Source organism: Morganella sp. BCCO 40_0007 (assembly GCF_032989665.1).
GTDB classification, from domain to species: Bacteria; Pseudomonadota; Gammaproteobacteria; order Enterobacterales; family Enterobacteriaceae; genus Morganella; species Morganella sibonii.
In genome coordinates this window covers 45,730-67,225 of the sequence record NZ_JAVBIN010000002.1, presented here as the reverse complement: position 1 = coordinate 67,225, position 21,496 = coordinate 45,730, and the positions used below count along the sequence as shown (strand labels likewise).

23 protein-coding genes, 1 other RNA gene and 1 pseudogene are annotated in these 21,496 nt (G+C 48.4%); 12 read left to right on the top strand and 13 right to left on the bottom strand.

Annotated features, from left to right (window positions below):
* Positions 1 to 40 precede the first annotated feature (40 nt).
* Positions 41 to 940, top strand: a complete 900-nt coding sequence (locus tag R5268_RS02350) for a fimbrial protein (protein WP_317418754.1) — start codon at positions 41 to 43, stop codon at positions 938 to 940.
* A 59-nt stretch (positions 941 to 999) separates the two neighbouring features.
* Here the strand turns inward: R5268_RS02350 and R5268_RS02345 are convergent, their stop codons facing one another.
* The gene (locus tag R5268_RS02345) at positions 1,000 to 1,299 is read right to left on the bottom strand and encodes an RnfH family protein (RefSeq protein ID WP_054426206.1); all 300 of its coding nucleotides are present in this window, start codon (positions 1,297 to 1,299) and stop codon (positions 1,000 to 1,002) included.
* Positions 1,292 to 1,726, bottom strand: coding sequence for a type II toxin-antitoxin system RatA family toxin (locus R5268_RS02340; RefSeq protein ID WP_166707396.1), 435 nt, complete (start codon positions 1,724 to 1,726; stop codon positions 1,292 to 1,294). The genes R5268_RS02345 and R5268_RS02340 overlap by 8 nt, the downstream gene beginning before the upstream one ends.
* A gap of 300 nt (positions 1,727 to 2,026) precedes the next feature.
* Between R5268_RS02340 and smpB the strand changes: the two genes are divergently transcribed.
* The 3 genes from smpB to cbrC all read left to right on the top strand — a co-directional run bounded on the left by smpB (position 2,027) and on the right by cbrC (position 3,716).
* Positions 2,027 to 2,509: an SsrA-binding protein SmpB gene (smpB, locus tag R5268_RS02335; RefSeq protein ID WP_025153347.1), complete on the top strand. Its 483-nt coding sequence runs from the start codon at positions 2,027 to 2,029 to the stop codon at positions 2,507 to 2,509.
* Positions 2,510 to 2,557: 48 nt separating this feature from the next.
* Positions 2,558 to 2,921: a transfer-messenger RNA gene (ssrA, locus tag R5268_RS02330) on the top strand.
* Positions 2,922 to 3,128: 207 nt separating this feature from the next.
* The gene (gene cbrC / locus R5268_RS02325) at positions 3,129 to 3,716 is read left to right on the top strand and encodes a PF03691 family colicin E2 tolerance protein CbrC (RefSeq protein ID WP_317418755.1); all 588 of its coding nucleotides are present in this window, start codon (positions 3,129 to 3,131) and stop codon (positions 3,714 to 3,716) included.
* A 234-nt stretch (positions 3,717 to 3,950) separates the two neighbouring features.
* On the opposite strand, the gene R5268_RS02320 is transcribed toward cbrC, so the two are convergent.
* The 9 genes and pseudogenes from R5268_RS02320 to nadK all read right to left on the bottom strand — a co-directional run bounded on the left by R5268_RS02320 (position 3,951) and on the right by nadK (position 12,887).
* Complete coding sequence (locus tag R5268_RS02320; protein WP_317418756.1) at positions 3,951 to 4,304, bottom strand: nucleotide pyrophosphohydrolase; 354 nt, start codon at positions 4,302 to 4,304, stop codon at positions 3,951 to 3,953.
* Complete coding sequence (locus R5268_RS02315) at positions 4,285 to 5,139, bottom strand: HNH endonuclease (RefSeq protein WP_247715656.1); 855 nt, start codon at positions 5,137 to 5,139, stop codon at positions 4,285 to 4,287. The genes R5268_RS02320 and R5268_RS02315 overlap by 20 nt, the downstream gene beginning before the upstream one ends.
* Before the next feature lie 235 nt (positions 5,140 to 5,374).
* Complete coding sequence (locus R5268_RS02310; RefSeq protein ID WP_317418757.1) at positions 5,375 to 6,373, bottom strand: DUF6896 domain-containing protein; 999 nt, start codon at positions 6,371 to 6,373, stop codon at positions 5,375 to 5,377.
* A gap of 70 nt (positions 6,374 to 6,443) precedes the next feature.
* A complete protein-coding gene (locus tag R5268_RS02305; RefSeq protein WP_317418758.1) occupies positions 6,444 to 7,562 on the bottom strand; it encodes an FtsK/SpoIIIE domain-containing protein in 1,119 nt (372 codons plus the stop codon).
* A 3-nt stretch (positions 7,563 to 7,565) separates the two neighbouring features.
* Positions 7,566 to 7,808: pseudogene (locus R5268_RS19420) on the bottom strand (DNA translocase FtsK); the annotation flags it as partial.
* Between the two features lie 230 nt (positions 7,809 to 8,038).
* A complete protein-coding gene (locus R5268_RS02300; RefSeq protein WP_182104964.1) occupies positions 8,039 to 9,310 on the bottom strand; it encodes an MFS transporter in 1,272 nt (423 codons plus the stop codon).
* Between the two features lie 418 nt (positions 9,311 to 9,728).
* Positions 9,729 to 10,115: an outer membrane protein assembly factor BamE gene (gene bamE / locus R5268_RS02295; RefSeq protein ID WP_004241898.1), complete on the bottom strand. Its 387-nt coding sequence runs from the start codon at positions 10,113 to 10,115 to the stop codon at positions 9,729 to 9,731.
* A gap of 122 nt (positions 10,116 to 10,237) precedes the next feature.
* Entirely contained in the window at positions 10,238 to 11,899 is a 1,662-nt protein-coding gene (recN, locus tag R5268_RS02290) for a DNA repair protein RecN (protein WP_218455333.1), read from the bottom strand.
* Positions 11,900 to 11,987: 88 nt separating this feature from the next.
* Complete coding sequence (gene nadK / locus R5268_RS02285; protein WP_046892578.1) at positions 11,988 to 12,887, bottom strand: NAD(+) kinase; 900 nt, start codon at positions 12,885 to 12,887, stop codon at positions 11,988 to 11,990.
* A 100-nt stretch (positions 12,888 to 12,987) separates the two neighbouring features.
* Between nadK and grpE the strand changes: the two genes are divergently transcribed.
* Positions 12,988 to 13,566: a nucleotide exchange factor GrpE gene (gene grpE / locus R5268_RS02280; protein WP_107678325.1), complete on the top strand. Its 579-nt coding sequence runs from the start codon at positions 12,988 to 12,990 to the stop codon at positions 13,564 to 13,566.
* 76 nt (positions 13,567 to 13,642) lie between these two features.
* Here the strand turns inward: grpE and ung are convergent, their stop codons facing one another.
* Positions 13,643 to 14,341 carry a uracil-DNA glycosylase gene (gene ung / locus R5268_RS02275; protein ID WP_166707403.1) on the bottom strand — a complete coding sequence of 233 codons (699 nt, stop codon included), beginning with the start codon at positions 14,339 to 14,341 and terminating at the stop codon, positions 13,643 to 13,645.
* Between the two features lie 345 nt (positions 14,342 to 14,686).
* Here ung and grcA point away from each other — a divergent pair, with 345 nt between their 5' ends.
* Positions 14,687 to 15,070, top strand: coding sequence for an autonomous glycyl radical cofactor GrcA (grcA, locus tag R5268_RS02270; protein ID WP_046892575.1), 384 nt, complete (start codon positions 14,687 to 14,689; stop codon positions 15,068 to 15,070).
* Positions 15,071 to 15,229: 159 nt separating this feature from the next.
* Positions 15,230 to 16,051, top strand: coding sequence for a hypothetical protein (locus tag R5268_RS02265; protein ID WP_107678451.1), 822 nt, complete (start codon positions 15,230 to 15,232; stop codon positions 16,049 to 16,051).
* A gap of 58 nt (positions 16,052 to 16,109) precedes the next feature.
* Here R5268_RS02265 and srmB read toward each other — a convergent pair whose 3' ends face one another.
* Complete coding sequence (srmB, locus tag R5268_RS02260; RefSeq protein ID WP_317418759.1) at positions 16,110 to 17,456, bottom strand: ATP-dependent RNA helicase SrmB; 1,347 nt, start codon at positions 17,454 to 17,456, stop codon at positions 16,110 to 16,112.
* Positions 17,457 to 17,606: 150 nt separating this feature from the next.
* Between srmB and R5268_RS02255 the strand changes: the two genes are divergently transcribed.
* The 5 genes from R5268_RS02255 (at position 17,607) to rseC (ending at position 21,368) form a co-directional block, all read left to right on the top strand.
* The gene (locus R5268_RS02255) at positions 17,607 to 18,350 is read left to right on the top strand and encodes a tRNA1(Val) (adenine(37)-N6)-methyltransferase (RefSeq protein ID WP_317418760.1); all 744 of its coding nucleotides are present in this window, start codon (positions 17,607 to 17,609) and stop codon (positions 18,348 to 18,350) included.
* Between the two features lie 347 nt (positions 18,351 to 18,697).
* A complete protein-coding gene (rpoE, locus tag R5268_RS02250; protein WP_004236997.1) occupies positions 18,698 to 19,276 on the top strand; it encodes an RNA polymerase sigma factor RpoE in 579 nt (192 codons plus the stop codon).
* Between the two features lie 31 nt (positions 19,277 to 19,307).
* Positions 19,308 to 19,943 carry an anti-sigma-E factor RseA gene (gene rseA, locus R5268_RS02245; RefSeq protein WP_052927269.1) on the top strand — a complete coding sequence of 212 codons (636 nt, stop codon included), beginning with the start codon at positions 19,308 to 19,310 and terminating at the stop codon, positions 19,941 to 19,943.
* Positions 19,944 to 19,945: 2 nt separating this feature from the next.
* Complete coding sequence (rseB, locus tag R5268_RS02240; protein WP_182104971.1) at positions 19,946 to 20,899, top strand: sigma-E factor regulatory protein RseB; 954 nt, start codon at positions 19,946 to 19,948, stop codon at positions 20,897 to 20,899.
* A gap of 1 nt (position 20,900) precedes the next feature.
* Positions 20,901 to 21,368 carry a SoxR-reducing system protein RseC gene (gene rseC, locus R5268_RS02235; RefSeq protein ID WP_317418761.1) on the top strand — a complete coding sequence of 156 codons (468 nt, stop codon included), beginning with the start codon at positions 20,901 to 20,903 and terminating at the stop codon, positions 21,366 to 21,368.
* Positions 21,369 to 21,496: the final 128 nt, after the last annotated feature.

Below are 21,496 nucleotides of genomic sequence, written 5' to 3'. Positions count from 1 at the left end.
AGGGAATAATCAAAATAGATGGCTGATGCTGGTATTACTTATGCTTTCAATACCGGCTTCAGCAGATTGCGGTAACACCACTGCCGTATTCAAAACAGCAGAATCACACCTGCTGGCGCGTATCGAAGGCAAAATCAGCGCAGGTGCATTGCTGGCTACTGATACATTACAGGTAGATAATATTTCCACCTGCAATAACAGCGCGTATGAGGAATTACGGCTGGTGGCAACTCAGCTGAACAGTGATTCACTACCTGAGTTTTTCAGAATGATCAACGGTGTACCTGCATATTATCTTAATAAGGACTATGCCTATTCTGTCCGTCTTGACGGCGTTCAGCCTTATTCATCACAGGGTGTGGCTTTTTCTGCGGAAAACCGGAACGGTATTATGTACATTCCCCGTGCCACCATTTCCATCTATGCGGCAACAGATAATCCTGAACCACTGAGATTATCTTCATCACAAGTCGGGTTGATAAAAAATAGCGGGCATGAAACGATAGCGAGACTGAAATTATCCGCCAATATCGATACCGTTGAAACATGTGTTATTGATACTCCGCAGATAGCCTATGATTTCCGTGACCTGGAGATTTCTGATTTTCCGGCAGAACCAGGCAGAACAGGTATCCGCTCTGATAATACGCTTTCAGTCAGTTGCAGTAATGAAAAAACAGCCAAAAGTGTTTCGATTATATTAAGTGAGACAACCCGTTTTGCACAGGCAGATAAATCAGTTATCGCCTCAACGAATCCGGCTATCGGGTTTGTACTTTATTATGGTGAGGAACAAATTACTGCGAAAAACAGGGCGTATCTCGGCGATATGCAAAAACAGTTAAATGCGTCAGTCACGGCCTATATTTATAAGCTGAAAGATCGGGTTGAGCCGGGGCCGTTCTCAGGAACTGCGGAATATATTATCCGTTTTGACTGATATAGGGGCAGCGGGTATTTGTATTGCCTCCCGGCGTGATTTACCCGGGAGGTATGCAATCAGCCTTCTTTCTTTTTGCGGCTGGCGTCTTCTGCCCGTTTGCGGCGCATTTCTTTCGGGTCAGCGATCAGCGGACGGTATATTTCCACGCGATCACCATCACTGACAATATCGGTCAGTTTCGCCGGGCGGCTGAAAATCCCGACTTTATTCTTTGTTAAATCCACATCATCCCGTAACGACAAAATACCGGAGGCAAGAATAACGGCCTCCACGGTGGCACCTTCATGTATTTTTACCGGGATCAGAAATTGTTTATCCGGCAGGGCATAACAGACTTCAGCGGAAATATCAGACACGGTAAACCTCTTTTGCCCGTTTGGTAAATGCCATCACCATATTACCGGCCAGCTCTTTAAATATACGGCCGAAAGCCAGTTCAACCAGTTTATTGGTGAATTCAAAATCCAGATTCAGCTCAACTTTGCATGCATCCCGGCTCAGCGGAATAAACGACCAGCCGCCCATCAGTTTACGGAACGGACCTTCCACTAACTGCATACGGATATGCTCATTACTGGTCAGCTGATTACGGGTCACAAAGGTTTTACTGATACCGGCTTTGGACACATCCACGGACGCGGTCATTTCATCCTGATCGTGGCTGATAATACGGCTTCCCACGCAACCGGGTAAAAACTCCGGATACGCACGGACATCATTCACGAGGTTGTACATCTGTTCCACACTGAACGGAACCAGTGCGGAGCGGCTAATTTGCGGCATAACATATCCTGCGGTCAAAAATCACGAAACGGCGGAAATTATCGCCGCCTGTCAAATCCTATTATACTGTGCTCCGGCGCGGAGATAAATGCACAATACGGCGTGTGCTGATGACAGAATGTATCTTAATGACAACAAAGATGTTTGTCACAAAAAGCACTTGCCAAATCCCGCTGACATGTTAAAAACAGCGTACAGGGACAGAAAACCCGTAACGGCGCTTAAAATATCAGCATTTACTGTGCGACGGATAAATAAGCAATTTATTTCGGGTGTGCATAACGTATAATAGTGAACATTATGACAAAGAAAAAAGCTCACAAACCAGGCTCTGCCACCATCGCGCTGAACAAACGCGCCCGCCACGACTACTTTATCGAAGAAGAGATAGAGGCCGGTCTGGCGCTGCAGGGCTGGGAAGTCAAATCATTACGCGCAGGTAAAGCCAACCTGGGGGACAGCTACGTCATCCTCCGTGACGGTGAAGCTTTCCTGTTTGGTGCCAACTTCACACCGCTCAGCGTGGCATCATCCCACGTTGTCTGCGACCCGACCCGGACACGCAAGCTGCTGCTCAACCAGCGTGAACTGGACAGTCTGTACGGCAAAATTAACCGTGACGGACACACCGTGGTTGCACTGTCGCTGTACTGGAAAAACGCCTGGTGTAAAGTCAAAATCGGCATTGCCAAAGGTAAGAAAGAACACGACAAACGCGATGATATCCGCGAACGTGAGTGGAAATTAGACAAAGCAAGAATTATGAAGCACGCAGGGCGTTAAGTACTGGTATTCCGTACTGATTTTCTGATATACTGCTTCTCACAACTTGGGGCTGATTCTGGATTCGACGGGATTTGCGAAACCCAAGGTGCATGCCGTGGGGCGGTTGGCCACGATAAAAGCCGCAAAAAAATAGTCGCAAACGACGAAAACTACGCTTTAGCAGCTTAATAACCTGCTCAGAGCCCTCTCTCCCTAGCCTCCGCTCTTAGGACGGGGATCAAGAGAGGTCAAACCCAAAAGAGATCGTGTGGACTTCCTGCCCGGGGAGAAAGCATTAAAACGAATCGGGCTAGTTTGTTAGTGGCGTGTCTGTCCGCAGCTGGCAAGCGAATGTAAAGACCAGACTAAGCATGTAGTACCGAAGGTGTAGAAATTTCGGACGCGGGTTCAACTCCCGCCAGCTCCACCAAATAAAACAAGGGGTTACGCGAAAGCGTAGCCCCTTTGTCTTTTCTGATGTCCACTTATCGTCCACTACATATTATTTGGTCACTTTATTCTTTAGCTTGCTGTGTTGGTTCTGATCAGGGCTGTTTCAGATAAGGGGAAGTGGACAATGGCGGATGGCCTCCGGAATGATTACAATGGTTTCATTTCCTTCTGAACAGGATTCCCCATGACACCAAATAACCGAAAATTACCTGTTTTTAAATATCATCCCGATCCGCTTGGAACCGGTGCTTTTTCAGAAGATAAAACAGTTAAGTGTGATTGCTGTCAGCAAGCTACTGATATTTATTATGAAAGCCCGTTTTATTCTGTCGCTGATATTGATGCTTTGTGCCCGTGGTGTATTGCGGATGGTTCTGCCAGCCTGAAATTTGAGGGTGAATTCCAGGATAGCGCCAGCGTGGAAGGAATTGACTGTGAATATGATGACGATGGTGAATTTTCACATACCATCAACCCGTATCCGGATGAAATGCTGGATGAATTGGTTAAGCGTACACCCGGTTACCGCGGATGGCAGCAGGAAGTGTGGTTGGCACACTGTAATGAACCCTGCGAATTTATCGGGTATGTTTGCTGGGATGATATAAAAGACCGGCTGGATGAATTTGTTTCTCTGGAAGATGATATTCAGGAATATGGTTTTTCTGTTGAAGAGTTATCCGGGCTGTTACATAAGGATAGCGATGCTCAGGGATATTTATTCCGCTGTTTGCATTGTAAAAAATTGCGCCTGCATTTTGATTTTAGTTAAAGGCTGCAAAGCGGAGCAATTTAGCTCCGCTTCCAATAAAAAACGCCGTGAATGAAGTGACCCCTGATAGCCGGTAACCGGTTATCGGGAGTTTTAGTGTCAAAATACAGCTGTACCTTAAAAATTATCATCGCTAAGCGATTTTTGTCAGGGGAATAGCCCCGGCACTTTCAGAAGAATATTCAATACCAGCCAGCACCACAGTTGCGTTGTGCTGAAGCCCGGTTTCAGGTGCTAAAGTTTAGTGTACTTCTTTGCAGAACCAAAACAGGCTTCAGCAGGGTATTTTTTATCGTTAGCTTCGAGTTTTTTATAAGCAGCTTCGAGGATGTTGATGTTTAATTTATCCGAAAGTTGCAGGAGGTATAACAAAACATCAGCTACTTCTTGTTCGGTCTCTGTTAACTGTTCAGAGTTGAGATTCTTACTCTCTTCCTCAGTCAGCCACTGGAATATTTCGAGTAATTCGCTGGCTTCAACAGATAAAGCTATTGAAAGATTCTTTGGTGAATGGAATTGATCCCAGTTTCTGGCCCCGGCAAAGTCAGCCAGTCTCTTTTGCAGGTCTTCAAGACTTTTGATTTTCATAAATTGCCTTCAGATCATCAAGTGTCAGCCATGGACGTTTTCTGTGAAGCATCCGATGGCAATTCGGACAGACAATTGCCAGATCACAAAGATCTGTTTCTTCGTTTTTGTCCCGAAGAGCCAGGGGGCTTTTGTGATGACATTCAGCAAAACCGTGGCCGAGGATTCCGTATGTTTCTTCAAAATCCATTGAGCAGATTTCACACTTAAGTTTACCTGTTTCCTTAAGTACTTGTTCTTTCTTCTGCTTAATGATTTTGGGATCTCTTTCCCGTGACTGGTGTAACCTCATGATGGGCTTACCTTCATAACCGGAGACGACAGCAGATGACGTTTCATCAGCTTGCTCATCCACATCACGGTTAATGTCTGCCAATAGTGTTATCGTGTCAGCCTGAGTAACCGAACCCTGTGTACAGGCAGAATAACGTACAGCTTCAACGAATGCTTCATTGAAAAACTCTGTACCAAAGTAGATATCTTCACCATAATCCTGAATAATTTTGAAGTCGAAGCGATGCGGATAAATCTCATCGTCAGGCCAAACTTTCGTAAAAGCAGTATAATAGGCTCTTGTTACCTGACCAATTATGATTTTTTTCACCAATCCGCGGAAATTTTGCAGCTGTTCTTTACCCACACGGGAGAAGCCTGAAGGGGCGGCTCCCTCTGCTTTTAGCCAGGAAATAGAGTAGACAAAGGCAACCAGATCATTTTTTTTTATATTCTGAACAGTACCTTTCTTTACCTCCTTTACTCCCCAAACGCCTTGATTCATACCAATCGGAAAATTAATTTTCGAATGAGGTTTATCTGATATATATACTGTCCACATCACGTTATAACCTTACGATACAATAATTTTTATTTATCTTATCTCTATATGGCTTTAGAAGATACACCAAAAATGGTATCTGACAGGTACTTAGTAAAACAGCTATCACTGAACAGTCATTTATTGCCGGAGAAAAAATACTATAATGTGTGTACATATAATGGAATTTTGATTAAAACGAAAGGAGAATAAGGTTTAAGGTAAAGTAAATAGTGTAATTCATTGGTATAAACTGTCAATTTTCAGAGGTGTTTTTTTTACGGCGCATTGCTTTTTTCTTTATCAAATCGCTTTCACCTTTTCGCCCATTAAATACATAATGTACTTCACAACAGACTCTGTACTGAGAGAAAAATTTTGTAAGCAGAAAATGTAACTCACATGCCCATGAAAGACGTTCAACTTCCGGATTAAAAAAATGGTAAGCAAATTTAGTATCTTCCCTGAGATGGAAAATATTATTTCTGAATATACGGAGTGGATCCGAGTTTTCTTTCATCAACTTTCCGATGCTATCCGAAATTGGTAATAAATTTTTAAAGCTGGAAGGGCGATTATTATCAAGTAAGACTCGTATATTTAATTTTCGAAACCCCTCGCAGACTACACCTAAAAAACCTAACCATGCAGAAAGATAAATTCTTGTATCAGATTTTTCCTGCTGGCTCAGATGGACCTTTTTTTTCATTTTCTGATTGAGTTTATTGTAATTTTTAAACATGAGTTCAGCTGTTTCGAAGTAATGAACCTGAAGTGTGAGTATGCGGTCGTGATTACGGCATGGAAGCATATCCCCCGGCTCTCTGCAGTCTATGTCTGTAGCGTAGGTATATGGAACGTTAGCAATATAGCAAAGATCATGATCCGGGCAAATCAGTTCTCCGTCACTTAACGCTTTGTTCAGATGCTCAGCAATATCATCATAATTTATGAAACCGTAAGCTGCTATATTTTTTCCCGCAAAGCAGGTTAACCACCAGGAATTAAAACCGCCTGCTTCTCCCCGCTCCCCAAAATCAAAATCTATATGCCCTGAATTTAGTTTTACGAGGCATCCGGCGCCATGTTTATAATATTTAATGCCACCATCTAACTCACCAGAATCAGGTATACTATATTGAATCCATTCACAGCGACTTGACGGCATTTTAATGCCTGACCGATACATGAGCTTTAAAGCAGCCCGGACATTATTTTGAAACTCAACAATCAAGTGATAAAGATTTTTATTCATATCACAAGCTCACATTATCCTGTTTGAAAAATGATATAATCACAAAATCCCCGGAACTAAAACCTCTCGCCTATCCATTTGAAAATGGTTCGCTGAGGATTCCCGACTCTTCCATTTCCTCAACGATTCTGGCTGCACGATTGTAACCAATGCGGAATTCCCGCTGAATGGCAGATATCGAAATCTGTTGTTTTTCCGCGACAAACTGAACAGCGAGGTCAAACAGGGGATCTAAATCATCATCGCCCGGTACAACTGTCCTTCCGGTATTAATATAACTGACATTCCCCCATTTTTTGCAGTAATCAACGGCATTATGTATATCACTGTCGCTGATATGCGCTCCCTGAATGCGCTGAGGCTCTGCGGAATCAGCGGTGATAAGCAACATATCACCATTTCCGGATAATATTTCAGCGCCATATTGCCCGATAATAAAATGAGAGTCTGCTTTGGAAGTCACTGTCATTGCAATGCGGGCAGGGATATAAAATTTAAGTTGCTGGTTTATTTTTGTCGGCAGCGGACTGCGTGTTGTGAGCAATAAATGAATACCGGTCATTCCTCCCTGTTGCAGCAGAGGCAATATTAAATCTTCAATATTGCTGTGATCATTAATCAACTGAACGGCATTTTCGATACAAATCACAATGGCGGGTTTATGGCCCAAACAGGGATGTTCAGTCGTATAGTCTTCCGGCCGCGCAAATGGATCCGGAATGGGTCTTCCGAATGATTCTGCCAGTGCGACTTTTTCATTATAACGCCGGAGGTCAGGGGCATTTATTGCAGAGAAGTGTTTGCGTCGTATTTCTGCTTCTGTGGTCAGAAAATGCAGAGCTTCGGTTATTTTAGTGCTGTCAGACAGAACAGGAAAAAGTAAATGCGGTGTATCATGGTAAAGACTGAGTTCAGGGTGGTGAGCATCACAGAGTACCAGCCGGACATTCGCAGGAGATGTCCGGTACAGCAGACTCAGTATCAGGGAATGCATCAGCATGGATTTGCCCGAACCGGTTGTTCCGGCGATCAACAGGTGCGGTAATTGTGTTAAATCCAGACTGACAGGCTCTCCGGTTATATTTTCTCCCGCCATCACCGAAAGTTGCGGCAGCGATATATTTTCTTTCCATTTATTGAAACAGTGGCTGAAGGAGACGATTTTCCGGAACTTATTTTTTACAAGCAATCCTATATACGGTGTTCCGGGGATAAAATCAATCAACCGGATTTCGGTTACATTCAGAGAGCGGCATAATTCAGGAATGAGGGCGGAAATTTGTGAACTGCGTATCCCGGGGGAAGGTGCAAGCTGAAAGAGTGTAAACATCGATCCTTCTGAATAATCTACTACTGCCGATTTAAGACGATATTTTAATAAGCAGGATGCGATTAGCGCTGCGGTATTTTCTGCAACAGCCGGTGATTGTGTCACTGTTTATCCTTAATCAGAGAGAATATTCACTTACAGTTATCGTTCCATTCTTTTTGGGGAAAGGCAAGACACTATATCTGAGAGAATAATTAAGATGAAAAGTGGTACTACAGGGGATGGGTATATCGTTACATTTCAGAATTTGACGGTAAAACGATATGCAGAGATATAAAAAAACGGGGAAGATTCCCCGTATTTTTATTGCTGCATTTTGTTATCAGATATAGCTGTCAGACATAAAACTTCATGGATTTTCTGCCGAGGCAGAAACTGATGAACAGTCCGAGGGCGCAGAGGAACAGAATATAATAAGCGATAAACATCGGGTTAACGTGTTCGGCGATGACCGGGACGGTGAAGGTGGTCAGTCCGGCGAACAGGGCATTACCGATGTTATAAGAGAACCCGATGCCGCTTAAGCGGATATTGGCCGGGAACAGCTTGATAATAATAATCGGTACACAGGCAACCAGACCCAGGAACAGGGCGGCCAGGGAATATAAGAAGCCGATAGTGGTGTGGTCACCGCTGCCCAGGGAATTAAAGAAGGCGTAGCTGGTGGCGGCGAGCAGGATGCTGTATATCACCACGGTTTTGCGGATGCCGAGTTTGTCGGACACAATCCCTGCGATAATACTGCCGACCATATTCATCACGGTGGCGAGGATCGCGATTTTACTGACAAATTCCGGGTCGATTTTAAAGATATCGGATTTCATCAGGTTCGGCGCCAGAACGACCAGAACCACACCGGTGGTCAGCAGCCACGTGGCAAGAATGGAGATCATGGTTGCCGGTTTATAGCTTTTCAGCACCTCTTTGATTGGCATATCAATCAGTTCTTTACGCTTTTTCATTTCCAGGAATACCGGCGTTTCGCGCAGGTAACGCCGTAAATACACGGCAATCAGACCTAAAACACCACCGCAGATAAACGGATAGCGCCATGCGAAACTTAAGATCTGATCATGGCTGAAGTTGGTGTAAATCAGGTAGGCCGCGAAGTGGCCGATCACCACACCGAATGTCAGACCGCTGGCAATCATACTGTTCGCCAGACCGAGACGGTTTTGCGGGACATGCTCGGTGACAAAGACGTGGGCGCTGGGAACTTCCCCGCCTAATGCGATCCCCTGCAACAGACGCATAATCAGCAGTAATACCGGTGCGGCATAGCCAATCTGCTCATAGGTCGGCAGCAGGCCGATCAGCAGAGTCGGGATAGCCATCAGGAATAGGGAGAGCATAAACATTTTTTTGCGGCCGATCAGGTCGCCGAAGTGAGCCATTACCACGCCGCTGAGCGGGCGGACAAAATAAGCGACCGCGTAGGTCAGATAGGTCATGATGCTCGAAAGCAGCGGTGAGTCACTCGGAAAGAAAAGTGTCTGCAAAAAGGGAGCGAAGGTGAGAAATACGATAAAGTCGTAAAATTCCAGCGCACCACCCAAAGATGCAAGAGTCAGCGTTTTTCCGTCCTGTAGCTTTAAGCGATTAGACATGCCATTAACCTTACTTATTAAACATGCGTGAAAATGAAATAATCGTGAATACTAGCACGATACTATCGGTCAGTGAGATATTTCTGAAAAGTTAATTATACTAATGATTTATATCCATTTTTTTAATGTGGCTATCCTGAATGACACGCTATTTGCCGCTAATTTACGGAAATATAAGCAAAGTAATGTTTGAGTATCATTATAAATATCAGGGTCGGATACGGATAATTGCGGAGAGTGATAAATCATGGTTATGAATAATTATTCGTTATAAATTCAATGAATGGGTTGTGTGCCGCAGGGGATGATACAACAGTAAACCGGGATAGCTGAAATAAACAAAACCCGCAGATCCACGATGTGTCCCGGCGGGTTTTTTGTTACTTACCACACGTTGTTTCAGCGCGACTGCTGACAATCAGTCAGTGACAGTCTCGCTGGCGATTTCACTTGCTGTTTCGTCACCGCCGTCCGGTTTGTAATTGGTGTTCGTGATTTGACTCAGTGTACCGGCAGAGTCAAAGACCAGCGTCAGGGTTTCCTGTTTAACCGGCTCATGGCCCGGCTCACGGCGGAAGACATAGTACCAGGTCTGTGTTCCGAACGGGTCACGCAACATCGGGGTACCGAGTGTGTAGGCGACTTGCTGTTGGGTCATCCCTTTCTGGATCTTCGCCACATCTGCCGGTGTCAGGTAGTTACCCTGGTTGATATCCGGGCGGTAAACAACACGCTCTAGGGTGGAACATCCGGCAGTTAACAGCAACAAAGATGTCGTTGCGGCAATCAGCAATTTACAACGCATGGTGATTTCATTCCTTTAGGATTCTTTGTGACGATGATAATCGACAATAATCAAATTGAAAACCTTTACATTTTTCTATGACCGCAGGATCGCATAAAAGTTAGATGAAATCAGCTTGTTTGTCATGCTGCCAGCAATTCTTTTGCGCTGGCGAGGGTATTTTTGGTAACTGAAGTACCGGCAAGTAACCGGGCCAGTTCCTGTACCCGCGCTTTTTTATCCAGCAGTTGCATGGCGGTTTCGGTTTCCGTGCCGTTGGTGTGTTTGCTGACAAAATAGTGCTGATGTCCGCAGCCCGCAACCTGCGGCAGGTGAGTCACACACATAACCTGAGTGGATTCACCCAGTTCACGCAGCAGTTTTCCTACGATGGCGGCAGTCGGACCGCTGATCCCCACGTCGACTTCATCGAAAATCAGCGCCGGTGTATCGGTTTTTTTCGCGGTGATCACCTGAATTGCCAGTGCAATACGGGATAATTCCCCGCCGGAGGCCACTTTTGCCAGTGCCTGATGAGGCTGTCCCGGGTTGGTGGTGACGTTAAATTCAACTTTGCTGGCACCGTCCATACTCAGCTGTTCCGGAGTAAAAATGACATCTGCGGTAAAACGGCCGTGCGGCATGGATAAATGGTGCATGCTTTGTGTGATAAGTTCACTCAGTTCTGCGGCATAGTGTTCTCTGACCATGTGCAGTTGCTGTGCGATCGTCAGTGCCTGCTGATAATATTGTTCCGCTTCGCGGCTCAGTTCTTCACTGTGCTGTTCACTTTCCTGCTGCATTTGCTGCTCTTCCTGCAACTGAGCATACAGGATATATAACTCTTCCGGCGTGGTGTGATGTTTGCGGCTGAGACTGATGTAACGGGAGATGCGTTGTTCCAGTTCATAGAGCCGGTTCGGGTCCAGATCCACCCGGTTACTGTAGTGACGCAGTTCATTGCTGGCTTCATCCACCTGAATAGCGGCGTCTTCCAGCATGGTCAGTAACGGAGACAGGCTTTCATCCAGTGAAATCAGTTCGCTGAGCTCATGGCGGGCATGATTGAGCATACTGATAATGTTGTTCTCATCATTTTCACTGAGAATGTTTAATGTGCTCTGGCTCAGACTCAGGAACTGACCTGAGTTTGCAAGGCGCTTATATTCGGCATCAATTTCCGGATATTCTCCTTCACGGGGTTCAAATTCACCGAGTTCTTTCAGATGGTAATCAACCAGTTGCTGACGGGCTTCCCGCTCCAGCGCCTGTTGCTGACAGAGCGCCAGTGCCTGGCAGGCATTGTGCCACTGCTGCCAGGCTTTTTTCATTTCACCGAGCAGTAAGCCCTGATTGGCATAAGTATCCAGCAGGATTTTCTGGTGGCTGCTGTCCAGCAGATGCTGATGGGCATGCTGACCGTGGATCTGGATCAGCCGTGTGCCGAGTTCACGCAGTTGCGACAGCGGTACGGCAGTACCGTTGATAAAACCCCGTGAGCGGCCATCGCTGTTAATGGTGCGGCGTAACAGGCACTCCTGATTATCGTCCAGCTGATGTTCTTCCAGCCAGAGGCGGGCAGCCGGAGTATCTTTCAGGGAGAAGCGGGCGCAGATATCAGCGCGGTTGGCGCCGGGGCGCACCATATTGGCATCGGCACGGTTACCGAGACATAAGCCCAGTGCATCAATCGCAATGGATTTACCGGCACCGGTTTCGCCGGTAATAGCAGACATACCGGCGCGGAAGTCGATTTCTAACTCGCGGACAATGGCAAACTGACTGATGGTGAGCTGGGTTAACATGCCGCCTCTCCTGTGGATATACACATGCCTGTTTTTACATACAGTATAATCAGGATTTGCATCCGGTAAAGAGGCGGAATGAAAAAAATCAGAACATTTTTTTAGACCAGCCGAGTTTTGTGCTTAACGTATTGAAATAGTTATAGTCAACCGGGTGTATGAGATCGAGCGTTTTACTGCTGCGTTTGATTCTGACCACATCCCCTTCCTGTATCGGCAAGGCTATCTGGCTGTCACAGCTGACCTCATAATCAATATTGGTCTGCGGGAATTTCAGGGTAATGGTACTGTGGCTGCTGATCACCAGCGGCCGAGAGGAGAGGGTGTGCGGGAACATCGGCACAAGGGCGATAGCATCCAGATTCGGTGTCAGAATCGGTCCGCCTGCTGAAAGTGAGTAGGCGGTGGAGCCGGTCGGTGTGGTGATGATCAGGCCGTCGGAACGCTGGGAGAATGCAAAGCGCTCATCAATATAGACTTCAAAATCTATCATATGGGCGACTTTTCCCGGGTGCAGTACCACTTCGTTGAGCGCGGTGCTGCGGCGCAGTTTGCCGTTGGGGCTGAGCACTCCGGCATCCAGCAGAAACCGTTTTTCGACGTGATATTCTCCAGTGAGTACGCGATCAAGCTGCTGAAGCGCATTGTCCGGTGCGAGATCGGTCAGGAAACCGAGATTACCCCGGTTCACGCCGATCACATCCGCACCATAGCGGGAGAGGACACGGGCGGCCCCCAGCATATTGCCGTCGCCGCCGATTACAATGACCAGATCGGCCTGCTGCCCGATATCCGGCAGAGTGCCGGTGACTGCATCGGTCAGCCGCATTTCGGCGGCAACATCACTTTCCACAATCACGCGCAGGCCCTTTTTCAGCAACCAGTGATAAAGTTGTTCGTGTGTTGCCAGCGCTTCAGGATGGCGCGGATGGCCGACAATTCCGATACAGCGGAACGATTTATTTTTTACGGTATTGTCCGTCAGCATGTGCGTTTTAGCCTCACTTAATCGCCAATCCCTTGAATCTCTGAGTTTGATCCCCATAATAAACAAGAATCAGGATTATTGCGAAATACGCGGAGATTTTATGAGTAGTCACGAACAAAAAACGCACGAAGAGCCTGTTGCAGATGCAGCGGAGACCCTGAACACAGCGGCGGAACAGCCGGAAGCGGAGCAGGCGGATGCCGCCGCAGCGGCACAGATCCGTATCGCGGAGCTGGAGCATGAACTGGAAGAGTCCCGTAAAACGGAACGTGAAGCCATGCTGCGCGCCAAAGCGGAGATTGAAAACAACCGCCGCCGTATGGAACAGGATGTTGAAAAAGCCCATAAGTTTGCATTAGAACGTTTTTCTAATGAATTATTACCTGTGATTGATAACCTGGAGCGCGCACTGAGTGCGGTTAATCCGGAAGATGAAGCACAGAAAAATATGCTGGAAGGGCTGGAACTGACACTGAAATCCTTCCTGGATGCGGTGAAAAAATTTGGTATTGAAGTGGTTGAAGAGACAAAAGTGCCATTCAACCCGGATGTGCACCAGGCCATCAGTATGGTGGATGCTGCTGATCATGAATCCAATCATGTGGTGACTGTGATGCAGAAAGGCTACACCTTAAACGGCCGTCTGTTACGTCCGGCAATGGTGATGGTCTCCAAATAAGGATTTTTATCCTGTTTTGTCAGTAATCACATGCCGCCGCAAGGGCGGCATTTTTGTACCTGCATTTTGTACCGTATTATGCGCCGGGCTGAAGTTCTGCCGGGATCACCGGCTGCCAGTCGACAGGAGACTGCCCGCGCTCTGTCAGTATCGCATTGGTTTTTGAAAAGTGACGGCAGCCCAGGAAGCCGCGGTGAGCAGACAGCGGGGACGGATGCGGTGCTTTCAGTATCACATGCTTTTGCTGATCAATGTACTGACCTTTCCGCTGGGCATGTGCGCCCCAGAGCAGGAAAATCACACCGTCGCAGTGGGTGTTCACGGCTGCAATCACATTATCGGTAAAAGTTTCCCAGCCAAGTTTGGCATGGGAGTGCGCCTGGCCGCGTTCAACAGTCAGCACGGTATTCAGCAGTAACACCCCCTGTTGCGCCCAGCTGACGAGACAGCCGTGGTCCGGCCGTGTAAATCCGGGTATGTCTGCTTCCAGTTCCTTATACATATTGACGAGCGACGGCGGCGGCTGAATGCCCGGCAGGACAGAGAAAGAGAGGCCGTGTGCCTGATTTGGTCCGTGGTACGGATCCTGTCCCAGAATCACCACCCGTACATCAGACAGCTCAGTATAGCGGAATGCATTGAAGACATCTTTTTGTGGTGGGTAAATGGTCTTACCAATTTCTCGTTCGTGGGCAACAGCACGAAGAGTTTCAATGAAATAGGGCTGGGTTTTTTCATGGCCGATGACATCATGCCAGGTCAGAGATGCAGACATCGTGTCGTTATCCTTCATTTATTACAAGAGTTGCCGTCAGCTTACCTGACTTATCCGCTGTTAGGAAACAGGAAGGAATTTTTTTGCGGGCCCGGTTCTGATAACAGCGGCGGCAGGGAGAAAATGACTGATTTTTTACAAAAAAACCTGAAAACAGCAAAAATGAAATTTTGATTTAAAACAGGCTTTTATCGGAGTGGCTAAAAATTGATATGATTTTTATTGATATATATCAAAGAATCGACCCTGTATTCTTGGTATATAAGATACAGAGACATTGGTTAGACCAATGTTCCAAGTTAAATGGCAATCAATAAATTGATAACGAATCACCCGGAGGTCATCATGGTTACTGGTATTCAAATTACTAAATCTGACAACGCTGCACTGGTTAACTCTTTCTGGCTGCTGGATGACAGCAAAGACGAAGTACGCTGCATCTGTGCAAAAGAACAATATGCAGACGGTGATGTTGTTTCCCGTTCCGCATTAGGTCCTTTCGAGTACCGTGAAGTGAATTTACAGGTTCAGCCTACCGTCCGTGTTGAAGGTGGTCAGCACCTGAACGTGAACGTTCTGCGTCGTGAAACTCTGGAAGATGCTGTTAACCATCCGGAAAAATATCCGCAGTTAACTATCCGTGTTTCCGGTTATGCAGTGCGTTTCAACTCACTGACTCCTGAACAGCAGCGCGACGTTATTGCCCGTACTTTTACTGCCAGCCTGTAATCGTCCCGGCAACAGTCCTTGTTCCGAAAACCACGCTCCGGCGTGGTTTTTTTATGTCTGACGGATAGGGATGCCGGTAACTTACTGATAAAAAATGATATTGTTGCTGGTCAGATAATAGCGTTAAGTGAAGCCTTCAGTGTCCACGGAGGCGTACTTATGTTGATCGAACACTATTTTTCGCAGTTACTGGCTTTCTCATCCACGCCGCATTGTCAGGCGCTTTTGCAGCGGCAGCAGGTCACCGCAGCAGATTTATTGCTGTCTGCATCCGCCGGACACCGGCAGGATGGTTTCCCCGATGATATTACACTGGCGCGGCTGTGCTCTGACAGTTACCGGCCCGGTCAGCGTGATCTCGGCGAAGTCTGCCGTTCTGATACTCAGACACTGGCCTCTCTCTCGCTGACGGAAGATCAGTTAAGCAGCCCGTCCGGTCTGCAAAGTATGATTTATCATTACCGCAATACCGGTATTCTGGCGTTTGCGGGCAGTAATGATATGTCAGATATGATGACTAACATCCGCCAGGGCCGCGGATTACCGGCAAGACAATATCAGGAGGCGGTATCGCTGGCGGCACATCTGTTGTCGCAGTCGGTGTGTCCGTGGTTATTTGTCGGGCACTCTCTCGGGGGCGGGCTGGCCTCATTTTGTGCCGTGGTGCTTCAGCAACCGGCGGTTATCTTTAATGCGGCGGGACTGGCGGAGAATACGCTGGCGGAAGAGGGGGTGTCTCTGCTGACCGCGCGGGAGCGCGGGGATGAACTTATCCGCCATTATGTGCTGGAGCATGACTGGCTCACTCATATTCAGGATGGGCTTGATCTTCCGCAGGCGCTCGGGCAGCGGATAGCGCTGGATTATTATCCGCCGCAGCATGCACATTCCGCATTGCAGAAGCTGGTTCTCGGTGTGAAAGCACACACCCTGTCGCAGGTGGTTACTGCGATGGAACAGATGGATGAGACCCGGGAGTAAGCATAAAAAAACGGACTGTGACAGTCCGTTTTCTTTTATCAGAGAGAAGGAGTTCCGTTTATTCCTGTGGTTCGCCGGCCGCAGGAGTCTGTTCCGCGTGTTCTGCGCCTGGCTTGCGTCGTTTTCCGATATTTTTACTGACGCGGTGGCGGATTTTGGTTTTTTTCTTCTTCTCAGTCTCAGCGGCTTTTTGCTCTTTGCGCTTGGCGAGTACTTTCTTCGACGGCTTGTGCGTCGCTTTCTCCGATGGCGCACGGGTTTTCGGCCGTAACTCATCGATTACCCGCATTTTGATCGGTTCTTCAATATAGCGGATAATTTTGCCGAGCAGCGGCTGGTCATGGGATTCGACAAGTGAAATGGCCACCCCTTTGCGTCCGGCACGGGCGGTACGTCCGATACGGTGCAGGTAGACATCCGCAGTGCGCGGCAGATCAAAGTTAAAGACATGGCTGATATCTTCGATGTCGATCCCGCGGGAGGCCACATCGGTTGCGATAAGCACAGTGGCACGGCCGTCGGTCATACGGCTGATGGCTTCATTGCGTTTCGCCTGTACCATTTCGCCTTCGAGATAGCAGGAAACGATATCCTGTGTGCGCAGCCAGTCAGACAGTTCGCGCACGCGCTCACGTTTACGGACAAATACCACGGTTTTGGTGACATCAGGCTGTTTCAGCAGATGCGCCAGCAGCGCTTTTTTGTGCTCCAGGTCATCGGCACGCAGATAGAATTGCTGGATTTTCTTCCGTTCACGGCGTGACGGATCGGCTTCGATCTCAACAGGCTCTTTGAGAATCCGTTTGGCGAAGTCGCGGATGGCCTGTCCTTCGAGTGTGGCGGAGAACAGCATAGTTTGCGTCCGCCAGCGGGTTTCACCGGCGATGGTTTCGATATCGTTGGCAAAGCCCATGTCCAGCATGCGGTCAGCTTCGTCGAGGATCAGGATCTCAACCGCACGGCAGTCAAAGTTTTCTTCTTTTATATATTGCAGCAGACGCCCGGTGGTGGCGACAACGATGTCCTGGTTCTCACTGAACACTTCGGCGTGGTTCATATAGGCCACACCGCCGGTGATAGTGGCAACATCGTGATGGGTGAACTGACAGAATTCTCTGGCCTGATCAGCCACCTGCATGGCCAGTTCGCGGGTCGGGGTCAGGATAAGCACGCGCGGCGGCCCGGATTTTTTACGCGGGAAGTCGGACAGGTGCTGAATGGCCGGCAGCAGATAAGCGGCAGTTTTGCCGGTGCCGGTCGGGGCTGAACCCAGAATATCACGATTATCCAGAGCGGCCGGAATAGTGGCTTCCTGGATGACGGTCGGGCGCTCATAGCCCTTGGCATCCAGTGCACGGAGCAGTTCATCGTTCAGTTCGAGTTCAGAAAAAGTAGTTGCAGTCATTATATACCTCTGTTTGGACCGCTGATTATAAACGGCTTGGACAGGATCTTCATCAAAAATAGTTGCCGGTGTGCGGGACTTTCTTCTGCGGGCAGAAGTCCGTATCCTGTCGCCGGGATTTATTTATTTTAACAGACAAACAGTTCAGTGATGATGACAAACGAAAAACAGCCCGCCCGCCGACGTGGTTTTGCCTGCAAACAATTTTTTGTGGCCCACGACCGCTGCGCCATGAAAGTCGGAACCGACGGGGTGCTGCTCGGCGGCTGGGCACCGTGCGAAAACGCCCGCCATATTCTGGATATCGGTACCGGCAGCGGGCTGGTGGCGCTGATGCTGGCACAGCGTTCGCAGCCGGATACGCGGATTGATGCGGTGGATATCGATGCTGACGCCGCGGCTCAGGCCGCGGAGAACTTCCTGGCATCACCGTGGGAAGCGCGGATGCGCGTGTTTCATCAGGATATCGGTGAGTTTATCCGTACCGGCCCGGAGGGGCGTTATGATCTTATTGTCAGCAATCCGCCGTATTTCGCCCCGGCGGTTGCCTGCCGTGACAGTGCCCGGGAAACCGCCCGCTATACCACGTCACTGGATCACCCTCAGTTGCTGCAACATGCGGCACAGCTTATCACGCCGGATGGTTTGCTTTGTGTGGTGCTGCCGTACACCACCGGGCAGGATTTTATCGTTGCCGCCGGTGAGCAGAACTGGTTTCTGCATACACAGATTGCGGTATCAGATAAACCGGATACCCCTTTTCACCGGATATTAATCGCGTTATCCCGCCGTCCGTGCAGTGCGCAGCACAGAGCAATGAGTATTAAAACGGAGGAGGGAAATTACAGTGCTGATTTTAAATCATTTATTACCGGTTTTTATCTGAAATACTGAATCGTGCCATGGTCATGGTTATGACGGTGTTTTTTCAGTCAAAAGCAGATTTTACAGGATTTTTACACTGTCCTGAGGCAATTTTCCGTGATTATCAGAGGGATTGCCGGTAAAAACGTGGTAATCTGTAACGTTAATCGCCGGAAAAATGGTCTGCGTGTAATTACGCAGGAATTATCCGCAAAATGTGTAATAAGGATCACAAAAAGGATCCTTTTTTGTAATTTTTTTAAAAGAAAAATGAACTTCGCTATTTTAGCTGACTCAAAGTATCGCTTGCTCATCATGAAGTGAAGCGAAACAGGAAAGAGAATGGTGAAGCTGAGCTTCGGGAGATAACACTGCGAATGAGCGAGCAGTTAACGGATCAAATGCTGGTTGATCGGGTACAGAAAGGGGATCAGAAAGCCTTTAATATGCTGGTGGTTCGTTATCAGCACAAAGTGGCGAGCCTGGTATCCCGCTATGTTCCGCAGAGTGATGTTCCGGATGTGGCGCAGGAATCCTTTATCAAGGCTTACCGCGCAGTCGGGTCGTTTCGCGGTGACAGTGCATTTTATACCTGGCTGTACCGTATTGCGGTCAATACAGCAAAGAATTACCTGGTTGCTCAGGGGCGCCGTCCGCCATCCAGTGATGTGGATGCCGGGGATGCTGAGAATTTTGAATCCTCAGGGGCGTTAAAAGAAATTTCGAACCCTGAGAACTTAATGTTGTCTGAAGAATTAAGAGCGGTGGTTTTCCGCACGATCGATTCCTTACCCGAGGATTTGAAAACGGCGATTACATTGCGTGAGCTCGATGGTCTGAGCTATGAAGAAATAGCTGAGATTATGGACTGCCCGGTCGGTACGGTTCGTTCCCGTATCTTCCGCGCACGTGAAGCCATCGATAATAAAGTTCAGCCACTGATACAAAATCAGTGAGCACTTAAATCACACTGAAGGGAACGTAGGCATGCAAAAAGAGACACTTTCCGCACTGATGGACGGAGAAACTCTTGACAGTGAACTGGTTACCGCACTGACACAGGATGCAGATCTGCAGGCAGAGTGGGCCGGTTATCATCTTATCCGTGATACGATGCGCGGCGACCTGCCGGACGTCATGCATTTTGATATTGCGTCACGGGTAGCTGAAGCACTGGCGCAGGAGCCGGTTTATATCGCACCTCAGGCGGTCCCTGAGTCCCAGCCTGAACCGAAAACATGGCGTGATTACGGATTTGTGGCAAAACTGCGTCCGTGGGCAAGTCAGCTGACTCAGGTCGGTATGGCAGCCTGTGTGTCACTGGCCGTGATTGTCGGTGTTCAGCACTATAATACGGACGGCACTGAGAGCGTGGTAAACGGTGATGCGTCCGCATTTAATACCGTACCGTTTATGGGTAGTGCATCTCCTGTCAGTCTGGATCTGAAAAATGGTGCCGGTCTTGCCCCGCAGACCCGCTTTGATCAGGAACGCGGTGCGCGCCTGAATGCGATTTTCCAGCAGTATGAACTGGATCGCCGTGTACACACGGATGGTCAGCCTGAAGTTAAACAGACAGCCACCCCGGAACAGGGTCGCGTGTCTTCACAACCACAGCAGTAGTAATGAAACGAATCTGGTTATCCGTTGCTTTTCTGACGGGCAGCCTGTTACTCGCAGCACCCGCCTCAGCACAACAAAGTGCTGAGGCGTTGCTGCAGAATATGGGTAACGCTTCCCGCACTCTCAGTTATGAACTCTCTTTTATTACCATTTCCCCGAAAGGTATCACACCTGTCCGTTACCGCTATGCGGTTATGGATGGTCAGCCTGTCGCGCAGATTATGCAGATGGACAGCTCCCGGCGGGAAATCGTCCAGCGTGGTCAGGAAATCAGCTATTATGAGCCGGGGCTGGATTCATTCAGCCTGAGTGGTAATCACATTGTTGATTATCTGCCGTCGATTATTTTCGCAGACTTCAATGCCCTGAAAGCCTATTACAATTTTATTGATGTCGGGCGGATTCATATCGGTGATCACCCGGGCCGGGTGGTGCGTATCACCTCGAAAGATAATTCACGTTACAATTATATTGTGGTCGCGGATGAAGAAACCGGCCTGCCATTGCAGGTGGATCTGCTGGATCAGAATAATGTCTCACTTGAGCAGTTCCGTGTGGTGTCCGCTTCCGTGGATAACGGTAGTGTGACTGAGGCGCTGAAAGCCATACAGTCTGTCACGATGCCGCCGGTACTGGCTATCCCGCAGCCGGAAAAGGTCAAATTTGACTGGGATGTGATGCGTCTCCCGAACGGGTTTAAAGAGATGACCCGTAACCGCCGTCAGGTGGGCGAACAGGAATGGGTTGAAACCGTCATGTTCAGTGACGGTCTGTTCTCTTTTTCAGTGAATGTCGCCAAAGCGGTGAAGACACCAGAAAATCAACAGACAATGCGTCAGGGTTCGCGTACGCTGTACACCATACGTAAAGGTGATAATGAGATCACCGTCTTCGGCGAACTGCCGCCGGCAACTGCCCGGCAGATAGCAGATGGTGTGACATTCAGCGGAGGTTAATATGGTCAAAGAGTGGGCAACCGTGGTGCGCTGGCAGAACGGGCGCGCGGTGCTGCGTTACGGCTCGTCTGCCGGATGCGGAAGTTGTAAAGCCCGGGCAGCATGCGGCTCTTATCTGCTGAATAAACTGGGACCGGAAGCAGAGCACCAGCTCGAAATTCCGGTCAGCGAACCGCTGGTAACCGGTCAGAAAGTGGAAGTCGGTATCCCGGAAGGCAGTCTGCTGCGTTCAGCGATGCTGGTATATCTGACGCCGCTTCTGGGATTATTTGCCGGTGCGGGTCTGGTACAGGCGCTGGCAGATAGTCAGTCTGCGGTTCTCGCCGGGGGGATTCTCGGCGGTGCAGCCGGGTTCCTGCTGGCGCGTAAAATTGCCCGCCACTGGAGCGGTACAGCGGATTATGAGCCGGTCATACTGCAAATCGGCCTGCCGCCGTCAGAGCTCAGTATTGATATGTGTGAATCCTGATTTATCCTGCTCCCCCGCTATAAAGTATGCCGGTCATGATTTGACCGGCATTTTTTTTGTACACAGAAAAATAACAGCCTGAATGACCGGCTGTTATTTATCACTGCGGGTTGTTTTTATTGGTGACA

What these genes read in the sequence shown, in the direction of transcription:
- cbrC (WP_317418755.1), top strand. Translation starts at nt 3,129, where the DNA reads ATGACACCAAATAACCGAAAATTACCTGTTTTTAAATATCATCCCGAT.
- nadK (WP_046892578.1), bottom strand. Translation starts at nt 12,887, where the DNA reads ATGCTGACGGACAATACCGTAAAAAATAAATCGTTCCGCTGTATCGGA.
- grpE (WP_107678325.1), top strand. Translation starts at nt 12,988, where the DNA reads ATGAGTAGTCACGAACAAAAAACGCACGAAGAGCCTGTTGCAGATGCA.
- R5268_RS02315 (WP_247715656.1), bottom strand. Translation starts at nt 5,139, where the DNA reads ATGTGGACAGTATATATATCAGATAAACCTCATTCGAAAATTAATTTT.
- R5268_RS02310 (WP_317418757.1), bottom strand. Translation starts at nt 6,373, where the DNA reads ATGAATAAAAATCTTTATCACTTGATTGTTGAGTTTCAAAATAATGTC.
- R5268_RS02340 (WP_166707396.1), bottom strand. Translation starts at nt 1,726, where the DNA reads ATGCCGCAAATTAGCCGCTCCGCACTGGTTCCGTTCAGTGTGGAACAG.
- smpB (WP_025153347.1), top strand. Translation starts at nt 2,027, where the DNA reads ATGACAAAGAAAAAAGCTCACAAACCAGGCTCTGCCACCATCGCGCTG.
- rseC (WP_317418761.1), top strand. Translation starts at nt 20,901, where the DNA reads ATGGTCAAAGAGTGGGCAACCGTGGTGCGCTGGCAGAACGGGCGCGCG.
- R5268_RS02350 (WP_317418754.1), top strand. Translation starts at nt 41, where the DNA reads ATGCTTTCAATACCGGCTTCAGCAGATTGCGGTAACACCACTGCCGTA.
- rpoE (WP_004236997.1), top strand. Translation starts at nt 18,698, where the DNA reads ATGAGCGAGCAGTTAACGGATCAAATGCTGGTTGATCGGGTACAGAAA.
- ung (WP_166707403.1), bottom strand. Translation starts at nt 14,341, where the DNA reads ATGTCTGCATCTCTGACCTGGCATGATGTCATCGGCCATGAAAAAACC.
- R5268_RS02255 (WP_317418760.1), top strand. Translation starts at nt 17,607, where the DNA reads ATGATGACAAACGAAAAACAGCCCGCCCGCCGACGTGGTTTTGCCTGC.
- R5268_RS02320 (WP_317418756.1), bottom strand. Translation starts at nt 4,304, where the DNA reads ATGAAAATCAAAAGTCTTGAAGACCTGCAAAAGAGACTGGCTGACTTT.
- bamE (WP_004241898.1), bottom strand. Translation starts at nt 10,115, where the DNA reads ATGCGTTGTAAATTGCTGATTGCCGCAACGACATCTTTGTTGCTGTTA.
- grcA (WP_046892575.1), top strand. Translation starts at nt 14,687, where the DNA reads ATGGTTACTGGTATTCAAATTACTAAATCTGACAACGCTGCACTGGTT.
- rseB (WP_182104971.1), top strand. Translation starts at nt 19,946, where the DNA reads ATGAAACGAATCTGGTTATCCGTTGCTTTTCTGACGGGCAGCCTGTTA.
- R5268_RS02265 (WP_107678451.1), top strand. Translation starts at nt 15,230, where the DNA reads ATGTTGATCGAACACTATTTTTCGCAGTTACTGGCTTTCTCATCCACG.
- srmB (WP_317418759.1), bottom strand. Translation starts at nt 17,456, where the DNA reads ATGACTGCAACTACTTTTTCTGAACTCGAACTGAACGATGAACTGCTC.
- recN (WP_218455333.1), bottom strand. Translation starts at nt 11,899, where the DNA reads ATGTTAACCCAGCTCACCATCAGTCAGTTTGCCATTGTCCGCGAGTTA.
- rseA (WP_052927269.1), top strand. Translation starts at nt 19,308, where the DNA reads ATGCAAAAAGAGACACTTTCCGCACTGATGGACGGAGAAACTCTTGAC.
- R5268_RS02300 (WP_182104964.1), bottom strand. Translation starts at nt 9,310, where the DNA reads ATGTCTAATCGCTTAAAGCTACAGGACGGAAAAACGCTGACTCTTGCA.